The organism is Agaribacterium sp. ZY112, from assembly GCF_041346925.1.
GTDB lineage: Bacteria > Pseudomonadota > Gammaproteobacteria > Pseudomonadales > Cellvibrionaceae > Agaribacterium.
In genome coordinates this window covers 436,003-449,296 of sequence record NZ_CP166840.1, presented here as the reverse complement: position 1 = coordinate 449,296, position 13,294 = coordinate 436,003, and the positions used below count along the sequence as shown (strand labels likewise).

16 protein-coding genes are annotated in these 13,294 nt (G+C 44.3%); 11 read left to right on the top strand and 5 right to left on the bottom strand.

Translation table 11 applies throughout. The features are described 5' to 3' along the window. Window position 1: 1 nt before the first annotated feature. The 11 genes from AB1S55_RS01985 to AB1S55_RS01935 are packed head-to-tail and all read left to right on the top strand — an operon-like array spanning window position 2 to window position 8,075. The gene (locus AB1S55_RS01985) at window positions 2–277 is read left to right on the top strand and encodes an acyl carrier protein (RefSeq protein WP_370980107.1); all 276 of its coding nucleotides are present in this window, start codon (window positions 2–4) and stop codon (window positions 275–277) included. A 48-nt stretch (window positions 278–325) separates the two neighbouring features. Then, window positions 326–733 carry a hypothetical protein gene (locus tag AB1S55_RS01980; protein WP_370980106.1) on the top strand — a complete coding sequence of 136 codons (408 nt, stop codon included), beginning with the start codon at window positions 326–328 and terminating at the stop codon, window positions 731–733. A 2-nt stretch (window positions 734–735) separates the two neighbouring features. Continuing rightward, window positions 736–1,518: a glycosyltransferase family 2 protein gene (locus AB1S55_RS01975; RefSeq protein WP_370980105.1), complete on the top strand. Its 783-nt coding sequence runs from the start codon at window positions 736–738 to the stop codon at window positions 1,516–1,518. Then, window positions 1,515–1,946, top strand: a complete 432-nt coding sequence (locus AB1S55_RS01970; protein ID WP_370980104.1) for an acyl-CoA thioesterase — start codon at window positions 1,515–1,517, stop codon at window positions 1,944–1,946. The genes AB1S55_RS01975 and AB1S55_RS01970 overlap by 4 nt, the downstream gene beginning before the upstream one ends. Beyond that, entirely contained in the window at window positions 1,946–2,557 is a 612-nt protein-coding gene (locus AB1S55_RS01965) for an outer membrane lipoprotein carrier protein LolA (protein ID WP_370980103.1), read from the top strand. The genes AB1S55_RS01970 and AB1S55_RS01965 overlap by 1 nt, the downstream gene beginning before the upstream one ends. Window positions 2,558–2,562: 5 nt before the next feature. Continuing rightward, window positions 2,563–4,908 carry an MMPL family transporter gene (locus AB1S55_RS01960; protein WP_370980102.1) on the top strand — a complete coding sequence of 782 codons (2,346 nt, stop codon included), beginning with the start codon at window positions 2,563–2,565 and terminating at the stop codon, window positions 4,906–4,908. Then, the gene (locus AB1S55_RS01955) at window positions 4,905–5,498 is read left to right on the top strand and encodes a DUF3261 domain-containing protein (protein ID WP_370980101.1); all 594 of its coding nucleotides are present in this window, start codon (window positions 4,905–4,907) and stop codon (window positions 5,496–5,498) included. Before AB1S55_RS01960 ends, AB1S55_RS01955 begins: the two co-directional genes overlap by 4 nt. Next, complete coding sequence (locus tag AB1S55_RS01950) at window positions 5,467–5,931, top strand: hypothetical protein (RefSeq protein ID WP_370980100.1); 465 nt, start codon at window positions 5,467–5,469, stop codon at window positions 5,929–5,931. The genes AB1S55_RS01955 and AB1S55_RS01950 overlap by 32 nt, the downstream gene beginning before the upstream one ends. Then, complete coding sequence (locus tag AB1S55_RS01945; protein ID WP_370980099.1) at window positions 5,931–6,656, top strand: 3-ketoacyl-ACP reductase FabG2; 726 nt, start codon at window positions 5,931–5,933, stop codon at window positions 6,654–6,656. The genes AB1S55_RS01950 and AB1S55_RS01945 overlap by 1 nt, the downstream gene beginning before the upstream one ends. Continuing rightward, complete coding sequence (locus AB1S55_RS01940; protein ID WP_370980098.1) at window positions 6,657–7,880, top strand: beta-ketoacyl-ACP synthase; 1,224 nt, start codon at window positions 6,657–6,659, stop codon at window positions 7,878–7,880. Window positions 7,881–7,892: 12 nt separating this feature from the next. Further along, complete coding sequence (locus AB1S55_RS01935; protein WP_370980097.1) at window positions 7,893–8,075, top strand: Trm112 family protein; 183 nt, start codon at window positions 7,893–7,895, stop codon at window positions 8,073–8,075. Between the two features lie 21 nt (window positions 8,076–8,096). Here the strand turns inward: AB1S55_RS01935 and AB1S55_RS01930 are convergent, their stop codons facing one another. From AB1S55_RS01930 to AB1S55_RS01910, 5 genes are all read right to left on the bottom strand, one after another. Continuing rightward, on the bottom strand, window positions 8,097–9,338 hold the full coding sequence (locus AB1S55_RS01930; protein WP_370980096.1) for a lipase family alpha/beta hydrolase: 1,242 nt from the start codon (window positions 9,336–9,338) through the stop codon (window positions 8,097–8,099). A gap of 133 nt (window positions 9,339–9,471) precedes the next feature. Then, complete coding sequence (locus AB1S55_RS01925; RefSeq protein ID WP_370980095.1) at window positions 9,472–10,062, bottom strand: cytochrome c3 family protein; 591 nt, start codon at window positions 10,060–10,062, stop codon at window positions 9,472–9,474. Between the two features lie 12 nt (window positions 10,063–10,074). Next, on the bottom strand, window positions 10,075–10,521 hold the full coding sequence (locus AB1S55_RS01920; RefSeq protein ID WP_370980094.1) for a nitrate reductase cytochrome c-type subunit: 447 nt from the start codon (window positions 10,519–10,521) through the stop codon (window positions 10,075–10,077). 10 nt (window positions 10,522–10,531) lie between these two features. Then, the gene (gene napA / locus AB1S55_RS01915; RefSeq protein WP_370980093.1) at window positions 10,532–13,027 is read right to left on the bottom strand and encodes a nitrate reductase catalytic subunit NapA; all 2,496 of its coding nucleotides are present in this window, start codon (window positions 13,025–13,027) and stop codon (window positions 10,532–10,534) included. Then, on the bottom strand, window positions 13,024–13,293 hold the full coding sequence (locus tag AB1S55_RS01910) for a chaperone NapD (protein ID WP_370980092.1): 270 nt from the start codon (window positions 13,291–13,293) through the stop codon (window positions 13,024–13,026). The genes napA and AB1S55_RS01910 overlap by 4 nt, the downstream gene beginning before the upstream one ends. Between the last annotated feature and the right edge of the window lies 1 nt (window position 13,294).

The following is a 13,294-nucleotide window of genomic DNA, read 5'->3' as shown; positions in this document are numbered from 1 at the left end:
CATGCAGAATAAAGACGAAATTTACGCCCAAATGGTCGCCTTACTTGAGGAACTGTTTGAGTTAGATCCTGCAGATATCTCGCCAGAGTCAGAACTGTTTGGTGATCTTGATATCGATAGTATTGATGCTGTTGATATGATTGTACGCCTTAAACAAATTACCGGTAAACGCATAGAGCCTTCAGCTTTTAAAAATGTACGTACGGTAGGCGATGTTGTTGATGCTGTAGACGTTTTAGTTAATAGCTCGTCTGAAACGGATGATCCAGAGCCTTAGGCTTTCTATTTCAGCTCTTAAATGAGTTCGGCTGCGGCCACGACCCTTATGATTCAATCTGTTAGTGCTCGCCGTGTTAAGCTTCAGCCCAAAATTCTCGGGCGAGACCCCATACCGCTGAACGATTCATGGCCTCAAGGCTTTAGCATTGATATGCAGGCGCCTTTAGATTCGCTTTGGTTTGATGGTCATTTTTCTGACTTCCAGCTTTTGCCCGGAGTTGCCCAGCTCGATTGGCTTATCTATACGTTAGAGGCTATTGGAGTAAAAGGGCGTTTTGTAGGTTTTGATCGACTTAAGTTTACCCGCCCCTTAACGCCAGGTATTTGTTTTAAGCTCGAGCTCAATTTTCACATTAAGAAGCAGCACTTATTGGTTAAATTTCATTTATTTGATAAGCAAAGCTCATTTGCCAAAGGTGTGCTGCTGTTGGCGGAAGCTCGTCTCGAGGCCTAGATATGAGTGAGCTTAAACCTTGTGTCATTATTCCTGTTTTTAATCACGGTCGTGTTATTGCTGCTATTGCAGAGTCTCTAGTCGTAAAAGGTTTGCCTGTTATATTGTTGAATGATGGCAGTGAACCTGTTTGTGCTCGTGAGCTGGAGCGTGTAGGCGACAAGCATGAAACAGTTATATTATTGAGCTTTGATTCAAATCGCGGTAAAGGCGCGGTTGTTTGTGATGGCCTTAATTACGCTTTTGAAAAGGGCTTTACTCATGCATTACAGGTTGATGCAGACGGTCAACACAACTTAGACGATGTAGCTGCTTTTTTAGATATGATGCAGAAGTGCCCTTCTGCGGTTATTTCTGGATGGAGGCCCTATAGCGATTTACCTAAAGGACGTCGTTATGGACGCATGTTTACCGATATGTGGGTTTGTATTCATACCTTGAGTCGAGACATCAAGGACTCTATGTGTGGTTATCGTTTATATCCTTTGGCGCAAACCTGTCAGCTTTTGGCTAAGCACCGTATTTCTAAGCGCATGGATTTCGATACCGATATTCTTGTGCGCCTATATTGGCAAGGTTTGTTAGTTAAACATGTACCTACTCATATTAGCTATGGTGAGGATATGCCATCGCACTTTGCCTTGCTTGCAGATAATGTACGTATAACTTATATGCACACACGGCTATTTCTTGGCATGCTGTGGCGTTTGCCAAGTTTGTTTTTACGTAAAATACATGATGCTGATGCTTTGAATAATCGCTCTGATAACGGCTGCTCGTCATGAAGACCAATGTGATCTTAAGTTGTGAAACTGATATTACGATTGAATTTTACGATGTGGATTCAATGGATATGGTTTGGCATGGCAACTATGTTAAGTATCTTGAACAGGCCCGTTGCCGTTTATTTGAAAAACTAGGTTATGACTATAGCTGTATGTTGGCACATGGTCATGCATGGCCGATCGTTGACTTAAAGATTAAATATATTAAGCCCGCGGTGTTTTGCCAAAAAATACGAATTTATAGTGAGCTAGTTGAATGGGAGCACCGCTTGAAGGTGCGCTATATCATTATGGATGCCGAGAGTGGTTTACGTTTAACTAAAGCGCAGACAACACAGATGGTTGTGGATCTTGAGTCGGGAGAAACTCTATTTGAAGCGCCGGAGATATTGAAACAAAAAGTACAAGCTATTAGGGAAGAGCAATAATGACTTTGTATCGTACTTATGTGTTGTTACTCCCTATGCTTTTGAGCTTAGCTGTTCGTGCCGTTGAGCTACCAGAGGCGCCTAATGAGCCTGTGCTGAGTGGTAGTTTTCAGCAGCAAAGGCTGATGCAAGGGTTTAGTAGACCAATGTTGTCGAGTGGGCATTTTGTTTTTTGGCGTGAGCGCGGTGTACTTTGGCAGCTAGAGCTACCATTTGTAAAAACGACAACTTACTTAAGCGATGAAACCTTGTCGTGGACTACAGAGGGACAGCTAATTGAGCGTAAAATATCTGATCAAATCGAAAAGGAAGTTGCAGCAATTATTATTGCTTTATTAGGGGCTGATTATGAGCACTTACAGCGTCGTTTTATATTGTCTTATACCGAAGATGCTCAAGTTTGGTCAATTAACTTGCAGCCTAAAGATCAACTTTTAGCTGAATACCTAGAATCTATTGACATAAGTGGTCGAGACTTTATCGATACTTTGAGCGTACACTCGAGCAACGGTGATACAAATGTAACAAGTTTTGTGCTCGAGAATAGATCCTTAGAGCCGAGTGTGAAAGCTCAGCCATTTTTTATGCCTAACCCTGGTATAAACCCTTAAGTTGTATGACTCTCTTATCCCCTAGAAATCTAAACGTCGCTTTAATACTTTGGATTTTTTTCTTGCTTGTGCTTGCTATCCGTCAGCTCGATCTTGGTGTCAAGTTTGATAGTGATTTACGTTCGTTACTACCTAGTAGTACACACTCGACTTGGCAGGAGCAAGCCGAGCAGCAACTTGATGAGTTTTCTCAGGGGCGCATTAGCTTAATGCTATCATCAGAAGATAGCATTTTATTAAAGCACGAAGCAGAGCTATTACAGGCTCGTCTAGAGAACGCTCGTTATTGGCATTTTTATGATTTAACATCTCAGTTTTCTACAAGCGAGTGGCTCGCTGCTCTTCAAGCACATCGTTTTATGTTGAGTGCGGATGCAACATTAAAAGAGTTGACCGATTTTTCAGGTCAAGAGCTTGAAAAGGCTTGGCACAGTTTGTTTTCTATTGTGCAAGACCCAAGGCCAATGCCCTTCGTTGAGGATCCTTTGAACTTGTCTGGACGTTGGTTAAAGCAAAACAGTGCTTTTTCTTCTGTCGTGCAAGAGGGTGTATTACTCTGGCATGCAGATAGGCATGCTGTTCTGTTAGTTTTACAGAGTTCAGGGGCTGAGTTAAACCTTTCTGAACAAAAGAACGCTGTAGCAGAAATAGATGCTTTGCTTTCGGGTCTACCTATTTCTATTCAAAGTGCTCGAGCGGGTTTGATTTTTCATGCTGAGCAAGCTGCTACTCAAGCAGAGAAAGAAGTTTCAATTATTGCCTCCGGCTCCCTCGTTGGTATCGTGCTTTTATTTTTTTGGGCGTTTCGAAGCCCTTGGCCCTTAGTTATTTCTTTGTTAGTTGTTAGCTTGGGTATTATTAGTGCGTTTGTTGTAACGACTGCTGTGTTTTCTACGCTACACGTAATGGCTTTGGTTTTTGGTGCTTCTTTAATCGGCGTTGCTGTGGATTATTGTCTGCATGTTTTTTGTCATGTTTATTTCTCTTCTGGGCATCCTTCTGAAAACCGAAAAGAGCGTAGTTTAAAGGCAGTTTGTGCAGTGCGTGTTGGTTTGCTGTTAGCGTTACTTACATCGTGTTTGGCATATTTGTGTTTGTTGCAATCGCCGCTTCCGGTTCTGTATCAAATTGCTATGTTTTCAATTGCAGGCTTATTTAGTTCTTTTTTATTGGCTTTAGTTGTACTCCCCTATCTGGCTAGTTTTATACAAGCTAGAAAAAATCAAGGGCTTTTATATGTGGCGATGTTGAATGTTCGGCCTTGGTCTCTTTGGGGGCGATTTCAGTTTCGCTGGGGCTTGGTTTTAGTTGTTGCTCTGTTGTTGTCTAGTTTGTTGGGGCTTAAATTTAATTCTGAGCTTAGCGCTTTGCACAACATCGACTCTGAACTGTTGCGGCAAGCAGTTGCTATTGAAACGGAGTTTAAGCCGAGTTCAGCTAATCAATACTTATTACTTGAGGCGCAGAGTGAAGAGGCTCTTTTGGAATTAGATCGATCTGTCTCAAAGCAGCTGCATGATTTAATGAGCGATGGGTATTTTGAGTCATTTTTAAGTGTGACTCAGGCCTATAGGCTTAAAACAGAACAGCGCTCTACTTATGAGGTGCTGAATGAAAAATACTATGGTAATGGTGCGATTGAGCGCTTGTTGTTGAATGCTGGGGCAGCGCCTTTAATCGTTAAAGAGCAAATGCAAGGCTTTAATCAAGCGGCAACTAAGTTGTTTGAATTTAAGCAGTATTTAGATTTGGCTCCGCCCCAAATCAAGCAGCTGTGGCTGGGTGAAAGTAGTGGCCAATGGGCAACTCTGATTGTGTTTTCTGGTTTGAAGGATCCTGCGTTTATTGGCCCTATATTATCAGCATGCGATCATTGTTCTTGGCATGATCGTGTTGCTTCAATGGGCGAAGATTTAAATACTCTGACAAAGCAGGCTTTATTTTTCCTTGCGTTAGCCTTTGTTGTTGCGGCTTTGTTTTTTGTTTTCCTCTATCGTCGGTGGGCCATTTTGTTATTGCTAGGTGTGCCTTTTATATCAGTGATCACGGTGTTGGCTTTATTGACTCTAAATGGCACAGCAATAAATTTGTTTCATGTTATGGCCTTGTATCTCGTTTTGGGTTTAGGGGTCGACTATGCTGTTTTTGTTTATGAGGCGAATGCCTCTATAGATACTCAGCATGCTTATGTTGCTGTGTTTCTAAGTGTAATTACAAGTTGTTTGTCATTTGGTTTGATGGCCTTAAGTGCGACACCGATGGTGGCATCATTTGGTTTGGTTATCTTACTTGGAAGTTTGTTGAATTATTGTTTAAGCCCATTGGCTCAGTTTGCTCGAGGGCGTGTATGAGAGCAATATTCTATGCTTGGTTTTTACTCTTAATATCGGCTTGCTCTAATGTTCATAAAAAGGAGCGGCTTGCACCTGCTCTTAGCTCTTGGTTGCCAGCTGACACACTAGCTGTGGCGCAATACATCGATATTCACAGGGCTAATAAAAGCTGGCAGTTACAAGCGATGCTGGAAGGTAATGCCGGTGGTATTAAGTTGTTACTTATGAGTGAGTTGGGTCAGCGTTTATTTTTACTTGACTATGATGGCGAGCAACTCTCTAATTCTAAGTATGTAGTTGTGCCCATGCCATTTGATGAGGCCTATATTCTGCAATCTTTACAGTTTTCCTTTTGGCCTGATCAGGCTCTAAATGAATTAGAGCCTTTAGGTTATAGTTTTAATTTTTATGAAGATGGACGGCGTGAAATTTTTTATAAGGGTGAGCTCTATGCAGAGCGTGTACTTATAGATGGGTGTGATAAAAAAGTTGAATTACACCAGTATACTTATAAGTTTGTATTAACGATTCAAAGTCAAAACTTGCTACATCAAACTGATAAACAAGGAGACTATCGTGCGGACGACTGTATCTTTCCCTCCCATTGAGACTTTAATTCCGCATGAGGGGGGAATGGTTCTTATAGATAAGGTATTAACTTATTCCTCTGAAAGTATAGAGGTGCTTATTACTAAACAGGCCAGTAGTATAGTGGCTTTAGAGAGTGGCGAGGTTCCTGCTTGGGTAGGTATTGAATATATGGCTCAGGCTGTTTCTGCTTTTGCTGGCTTGCGTGCATTAGAAAAGAGCACAGTGATTAAAAAAGGTTATTTACTTGGCTCTAATCGCTATAGGGCTTATTGCGATACTTTTCCCGCAGCAGATCCCTTGGTTGTTAAAGCGAATCAAAGTTTACTTGATGAAAGTGGCGTATCAATTTTTGATTGTCAGCTTCTCTTTGGTGAGACAGTGCTTGCCGAAGCTGCTATTAAGGCGATTCAGCCTGAAGATGATGAATTAATTAAAAGAGGCTTGAGTTAATGTCATTACGTGTATTGGTAACAGGTTCCAGCAGAGGCATTGGAAAAGAGATTGCACTGCGTTTAGCTCAAGATGGCTATGAGCTTGTTCTTCATTGTCGCAGCAGAATTAAAGAGGCAGAGGCTGTGAAATCGGAAGTGGAGAGCTTGGGCTCTCAAGCTAGTATTTTGCAGTTTGATCTTTGCGATCGAGCACTTGCCCGAGAGCTAATAGAAAAGGATATTGAAGAAAACGGCTGTTATTACGGAGTTGTATGTAATGCTGGTTTGGCAAGTGACGGCGCTTTTCCTGCTCTTTCTGAGGAGGATTGGGATAGTGTTGTGCGTACAAATTTAGACGGTTTTTACAATGTTCTCCATCCCGTTACGATGCCCATGGTTCGCAGGAAGGCGCCTGGACGTATTATTACTTTATCGTCTGTTTCTGGCTTGATGGGTAATCGTGGTCAAGTCAATTATAGTGCTGCAAAGGCCGGTATTATAGGAGCTACAAAGGCTCTGGCTATTGAATTGGCAAAGAGAAAAATTACTGTAAACTGTGTCGCTCCGGGTCTGATTGAAACTGAAATGACTGAATCGGTACATATGGACGAGGCAATGAAACTCATTCCGATGAATCGAGTAGGTAAACCTGAAGAAGTCTCTTCATTGGTTAGCTACCTGATGTCTGATTCTGCAGCGTACATCACCCGGCAGGTGATTTCTGTCAACGGCGGTATGTTCTAAATGACAAAGCGGGTAGTGGTAACAGGCATGGCGGGCATCAGTTCGCTTGGTCATGACTGGCAAAGTTTTGGTTCTGCTCTAAAAGAAGGGCGCAGTGGCATTATTGCGATGCCAGAGTGGGATAGGTATCTTGATCTCAATACTCGCCTTGCAGGTCCTATTCGCGACTTTGAAATACCGGCACATTACACTCGTAAAAAAACGCGCTCCATGGGCCGTGTTGCACTTATGGCGACACGCGCCAGTGAATTAGCGTTAGAAGATGCGGGTTTATTGGGTGATCCAATCTTAAATAGTGGTCAAGTTGGTGTTGCCTATGGTTCCTCTACCGGCAGCCCCGATGCCGTCACCGATTTCGGCTCTATGCTGATCGATGGTGATATGAGCAATATCACCGCAACCACCTATATTCGTATGATGGGGCACACTACACCGGTTAACATTGGTGTGTTTTTTGGTTTGCGCGGTATCTTAATCCCTACCTCTAGTGCCTGTACTTCTGCCAGCCAAGGCATTGGTTTTGCCTATGAGCGAATTAAATACGGTCAGCAGGTGGCTATGGTAGCTGGTGGCGCTGAAGAACTGTGTCCAACGGAAGCCGCTGTCTTTGATACGCTCTACGCCACCAGTACACGCAATGATGCACCCACCACAACACCTGCGCCTTTTGATAAAGATAGAGATGGGCTTGTTATTGGCGAGGGTGCAGGTACGCTTGTACTTGAAGAACGCGAGCATGCTCTAGCGCGCGGAGCACATATTTATGCTGAGCTTGTTGGTTTTGCAAACAACAGTGATGGCGGCCATGTCACGCAACCAAATAAAGATACAATGCAGACTGCAATGGAGTTGGCATTAAAAGATGCCAAGCTTGATGCGAGTGCAATTGGTTATGTTAATGCTCATGGCACGGCCACCGATAGAGGTGATATTGCTGAATCGAATGCAACTGCGACTGTTCTTGGGCGAGTTCCTTTTTCGAGCTTGAAAGGTAATATTGGTCACACTCTAGGTGCTTGTGGTGCGCTAGAAGCATGGGCAGGTATTCAGATGATGAATGAATCTTGGGTTGCTCCGACCTTAAACCTAAAAACTCCAGACGAACTTTGCGGTGACCTTGATTATATTATTGGCTCAACAAGAACTTTAGAATTTGAATATCTAATGTCAAATAACTTTGCCTTTGGTGGTATTAATACCTCAATTATTTTCAAGCGAGTGTAGCTGGAGCTATAAATGATCGACCCTGTTTTATTGGATTTGTTAGTCTGCCCCGTCTGTAAAGGTAATCTTATTTGGAAAGAAGAGCAGCAAGAACTGGTCTGTTTAGAAAGCAAGCTGGCTTACCCAGTGAGAGATGGGCTACCAGTTATGCTTGAAAGTGAAGCGCGAAAATTGGGTGAGCAAGAGTCGGTTTAGTTTCTATTGCTCACCCACTTGTTATTGTTTAGTTTGAAGATCAATTAATTTTCTGTCTACAAGTTCTAAAAACTCCGGTGTACTTAAAGCTCCCGCGTGGCTTGCATTTAGCCCGTGAATTTGCCGTGCTTCCTGTTGTAACTTTGTCGTTAACTGGCTTTCAAGCGCCACAACGCCATCATCGCCTCGGCCCTTTTGCCATGAAAATACCAGTGTGTAATTAAGGTCTTTAGGCCAGCTCCACTGGTGTAAGTCAACAATAAAGTCACTGCCAGCAGCTACATCACGCCAAGAAGGTACTACGATAGGTGAATATTTTACACCTTTGCCTGCGCTTGGCATTCCGTGCAAGGGGCTGTTAAGTGTGAGTACAAACTCAACGGGTAAGGGGGCTGGCTTGGCACTATTTTTCTTGATTAGTGAACGAGTTACTAAGCCGCCCATACTGTGGGCAAATATGTAAAGCTGTTTGTAGTTGTGGCGTTCCTGCATGATATTTAAAGCGTTATATAAATAGTCGCTTACGATATCTAGTGGCATTCCGCTTGGGTAATAAAGCGCCCAAGCTTGGTAGTTCTCAGTATCTAGTTTTTCTATTGTTGGTTTCCAGTCTAGGGGGGTGCCATTAATGCCGTGTACAAACACTATTGGGGTTTTATTTTCACTGTAGTCCGAAAAAGTGTAGAGGCCAACGGCGCCTTTGGCTGCAAAGTCGGTCGGTCGCCACAGGCCCATTTCTGCATAGTCTCTAGAGAATATTGGGTTATCTAGTCCGGTTTTACGACCTATATTGTCGTATGAACGCTCTTCAGCTATTTTTCTTTGCTCTGTTTTAATTGGCTTGATTGGGCCGCGAATTATTAAAGTAGGGGCGGTCAGTTGAGCATTTTTTTGGACGGTTATTGTGCTTACCTTGTTTTCATCAATTCCGATGTAAGTCCCTGGCTCCCCTTGTTGGTATTCTCCATCGTTATTAGTGTCGACAAAAGCACCGAGATGATACTCACCTGGCAGCATGTCCATATGAAAGCTTCCACCCTCGTCAAGTAGCTGGGTTTGACGCTCAACTATTTCATGCTCATTCATGGTGAATAATATGGCATAGATGGGGCCTTGGTCGCTTTGTTTATTTTCTACTTGACCGTGAATTCGTCCAGCGCCATCAATTAGTTCTGCCTGCTTGTTTATTTCGAGTAAGGAACAAGCGCTTAAGAGCAGGGGGATTGTTAAGCTAGTAATAAAGCGAATAGAAGGGTTTTTCACTGAGCGGTCCTTAGCGTTAATGATAGACCAAGGGTAAACGAGCTAGGAGCATAGCTCAATAGAATTGATTGGCTTGAAATATCTGGCATAAAAAAGCCGAGCACTAGGCTCGGCTTAAAAGTGCGTAAAAAGCTTATTGCCAGCCTTCTACACCAGCCATGTCAGGTAGTTGGTGAGCAATACCTTTATGGCAATCGATACAGGTTTTTTCACCGTCAGCAAGAGCGGTGCTGTGCTGTACTGCCGCGCGAGCACTCTGCTGGGTGAAGTCCATATACTCAAAGTCGTGACAGTTGCGGCATTCCAGTGAATCGTTAGCTTTAAGGCGAGCCCATTCGTGTTGAGCAAGCTCTAAGCGGTGGGCTTCAAACTTTTCACGGGTGTTGATGGTGCCAAAAATCTTGCCCCAAACTTCTTTAGATGCCTGCATTTTACGTGCAATTTTATGTGTCCATTCGTGCGGTACATGGCAGTCAGGGCAGGTGGCCCTCACCCCTGAACCATTACTAAAATGCACAGTGTATTGCAGTTCTTGGTAGACATTATTTTCCATTTCATGACAGCTAATACAAAACTCCTCAGTATTAGTCAGTTCGAGGGCGGTGTTAAAACCACCCCAGAAAATAATGCCCGCAATAAATCCACCTAGGCTTAAAAAACCTAAGCTGAAATGCACGGAGGGTCGGTTAATAACCCGCCAATATTTCTTTATTAATTTAATCACAGTGCACGCTCACTATTTTTTAAGGACGGTCTTAATATCTTCGTACTCATTTACAAGCAGGTCTTTTTTACCCTCTGCCTGAGGTACATGACATTGAGTACAGAAATAGCGACGTGGGCTAACATCGGCAAGGAAGTTACCATCGCGGTCCATAAAGTGAGTCACGCTGATCATGGTGGCTTGAGAGTCACCAACTTGATCGCGTGCGTGACAGCTTAAGCATTTGTTCGCTTTAAGATCGACCTGATAGTTGGTGATCTTGTGAGGAATCAAAGGCGGCTGCATAGGGTAGGCGCGCACTTCTTTTTTATCGGTGTTTGCATCATTAGTGAGTGGTGCAGGGTTGTCGTTAACAACATCCAGCGGCACACCCTGACGCAAAGTGGCGATTTCGTTGGCCATAAGGCTGCTAGCAAAAAGCACAGTAGCCAAGGCGACCAGGAAGCTTAGTTTTTTCATTGTTCTCTCCTTAAACCTTGGTGATTTTCACAGCGGTTTTCTTGAAGTCGGTCTGCTTAGAAAGCGGATCGGTCGCATCAAGAATCAGCTTGTTAATGAGCTGGCGAGAATCAAACCAAGGTACAAACACAAGCCCTACAGGAGGTCGGTTGCGGCCTTTGGTTTCTACGCGGCTAACAATATGGCCTCGGCGAGATTCAATCTTAACTTTATCGCCACGGCGCAGACCTTTTTTCTTGGCGTCTTCTGGATGCATAAAACATACGGCATCTGGGAAGGCTTTGTAGAGCTCAGGTACACGCTGGGTCATAGAGCCGCTGTGCCAATGCTCAAGAACACGGCCGGTGCTTAGCCAGAATGGGTAGTCCGCATCAGGGCTTTCTGCAGGTGGTTCATAAGGAAGGGCAAAAATAACGGCTTTGCCGTCTGGTTTGCCGTAGAACTGGAAGCCTGTGCCTTTTTCGACATAAGGGTCACTGCCTTCACGGAAGCGCCACTTAGTTTCTTGGCCGTTAACAACTGGCCAGCGCAAACCACGTGTTTTGTGGTAGGTCTCGAACGGTGCAAGGTCGTGCGCTTTGCCACGGCCGAAGGTGGCGTACTCTTCGAATAGACCTTTTTGCACATAGAAACCAAAGTGCTTGGATTCAACGTTGTCGTAGTTCGGATCGAGCTCGTTGTTGCTGTAGCGGTTAACTTGGCCGTTAGCAAATAGCAGTTCAAATAAGGTTTTACCTTTGAACTCAGGATTCTTATTGAGTAATTCAGCAGGCCATACTTCATCGGTGGTGAAGCGCTTAGAAAACTCCATCACTTGCCATAGGTCAGATTTGGCTTCACCTGGGGCTGTAACAAGTTGTTTCCAGAACTGAGTGCGGCGCTCGGCGTTGCCGTAAGCCCCTTCTTTTTCTACCCACATAGCTGTTGGTAAAATAAGGTCAGCAGCTTGAGCAGTGACCGTTGGGTAGGCGTCCGATACCACGATAAAGTTTTCAGGATTGCGGTAGCCCGGTAGGGCTTCAACATTCATATTGGGGCCGGCTTGCATGTTGTTATTACATTGCACCCAATAAGCGTTAATTTTGCCGTCTTTTAAATCTCGATTCTGCTTAACGGCGTGAGCTCCGACTTTGCCATTGAGTGAATTTTTAGGTAGTTTCCAAATTTTTTCTGAATAAGCGCGGTGCTTAGGGTTCTTAACAACCATGTCCGCAGGTAGGCGGTGAGCAAAGGTACCTACCTCACGTGCTGTACCACAAGCTGAAGGCTGGCCAGTTAAGCTGAATGGGCTATTACCTGGCTGAGAAATTTTTCCGGTCAATAAGTGGATGTTGTACAGAAGGTTATTCATCCATACGCCACGAGTGTGTTGGTTCACACCCATGGTCCACAAGCTCATCACCTTGATCTTAGGATCGGCGTATTGCTTTGCAAGTTTAATCAGTGTGTCTTCGCTAACACCAGAAATCTCGCTGGCTTTTTTAACATCGTATTCAGCAACAAATTTAGCGAATTCATCAAAATCAATGGGTTTGCCGCCACCAGCTTTACTGGCGTTTTTAGCTGATTTTTGGCGAGGGTCTTCTGGGCGCAAGCCGTAACCGATATCGTCATTACCTTTAACAAACTTGGTGTGTTTCTTAACAAAGTCCCAGTTTACGGCGTCGTTCTGAATAATGTAGTTGGCAATGTAGTTGGCAATGGCCAAGTCGGACTGAGGCTCAAAGATCAGGGTATCATCAGCTAGGTCGCAACTTCTGTGATGATAAGTTGATAGCACGTTGACTTTAACGTGAGGAGCACTTAAGCGGCGATCGGTAATGCGAGTCCACAGAATAGGGTGCATCTCAGCCATGTTCGAACCCCAGAGCACAAAGGCGTCGGCGTGTTCGAAATCGTCATAGCAGCCCATAGGCTCATCGATACCAAAGGTGCGCATAAAACCGCCCACCGCAGAAGCCATACAGTGGCGAGCGTTGGGGTCGATGTTATTACTAAGGAAACCGGCTTTCATCAATTTAACGGCAGCGTAACCTTCCCATACGGTCCACTGACCCGAGCCAAACATACCTAAGCCTTCTGGGCCTTTAGCTTTTAGTGTGGCTTTGTATTTGTCAGCCATAACATCAAAAGCTTGATCCCAGCTTACCGGGGTAAAATCACCGTTTTTATCGTATTTTCCGTCTTTCATACGTAAAAGAGGTGAGGTAAGGCGATCTTCCCCGTACATGATCTTAGAGAGGAAGTAGCCTTTAACGCAGTTTAAACCGCGATTAACAGGTGATTTAATATCACCGTGAGTAGCGACCACTTGGCCTTCTTTGGTGGCTACATTAACGCTACAGCCTGTGCCACAAAAACGACAAGGCGCTTTTGACCACGTTAGCTGGCTATCAGCTGAGGTTGCGATTAGGTTGGCTGCCGTAGTTGGCACGGCCATGCCGGCTGTTGCAGCAGCCGTGGCTAAAGCCTGATTTTTAATTAGAGTACGTCTGCTTATTTTCACGCAATTTTCTCCTCAAGGGCGTCGTTATCTTCGGCGTGGTGATAGATCATCGAAACGTTAACTACGCCTTGCTGCTGTTGAAGCTCTTCTATTACTACTTTGGTGTGGTGAAGGCTTGGGCATTCAAACACGGCTATGGCCTTACCTTCGTGACTGTCATCGCGGTGAAATTCCGCATTGTCGAAGCTCTCAATGTATTGTTGTACTGCTGCCGCTGATTCAGGCTGAAAGTAGACAATGACACTGCTGATATGAGTCTCCCCCATG

Coding starts and splice junctions, on each gene's coding strand:
- AB1S55_RS01970 (WP_370980104.1), top strand. CDS start 1,515: ATGAAGACCAATGTGATCTTAAGTTGTGAAACTGATATTACGATTGAA.
- AB1S55_RS01945 (WP_370980099.1), top strand. CDS start 5,931: ATGTCATTACGTGTATTGGTAACAGGTTCCAGCAGAGGCATTGGAAAA.
- AB1S55_RS01960 (WP_370980102.1), top strand. CDS start 2,563: ATGACTCTCTTATCCCCTAGAAATCTAAACGTCGCTTTAATACTTTGG.
- AB1S55_RS01920 (WP_370980094.1), bottom strand. CDS start 10,521: ATGAAAAAACTAAGCTTCCTGGTCGCCTTGGCTACTGTGCTTTTTGCT.
- AB1S55_RS01910 (WP_370980092.1), bottom strand. CDS start 13,293: ATGGGGGAGACTCATATCAGCAGTGTCATTGTCTACTTTCAGCCTGAA.
- AB1S55_RS01955 (WP_370980101.1), top strand. CDS start 4,905: ATGAGAGCAATATTCTATGCTTGGTTTTTACTCTTAATATCGGCTTGC.
- AB1S55_RS01965 (WP_370980103.1), top strand. CDS start 1,946: ATGACTTTGTATCGTACTTATGTGTTGTTACTCCCTATGCTTTTGAGC.
- AB1S55_RS01980 (WP_370980106.1), top strand. CDS start 326: ATGATTCAATCTGTTAGTGCTCGCCGTGTTAAGCTTCAGCCCAAAATT.
- AB1S55_RS01975 (WP_370980105.1), top strand. CDS start 736: ATGAGTGAGCTTAAACCTTGTGTCATTATTCCTGTTTTTAATCACGGT.
- AB1S55_RS01940 (WP_370980098.1), top strand. CDS start 6,657: ATGACAAAGCGGGTAGTGGTAACAGGCATGGCGGGCATCAGTTCGCTT.
- AB1S55_RS01985 (WP_370980107.1), top strand. CDS start 2: ATGCAGAATAAAGACGAAATTTACGCCCAAATGGTCGCCTTACTTGAG.
- AB1S55_RS01935 (WP_370980097.1), top strand. CDS start 7,893: ATGATCGACCCTGTTTTATTGGATTTGTTAGTCTGCCCCGTCTGTAAA.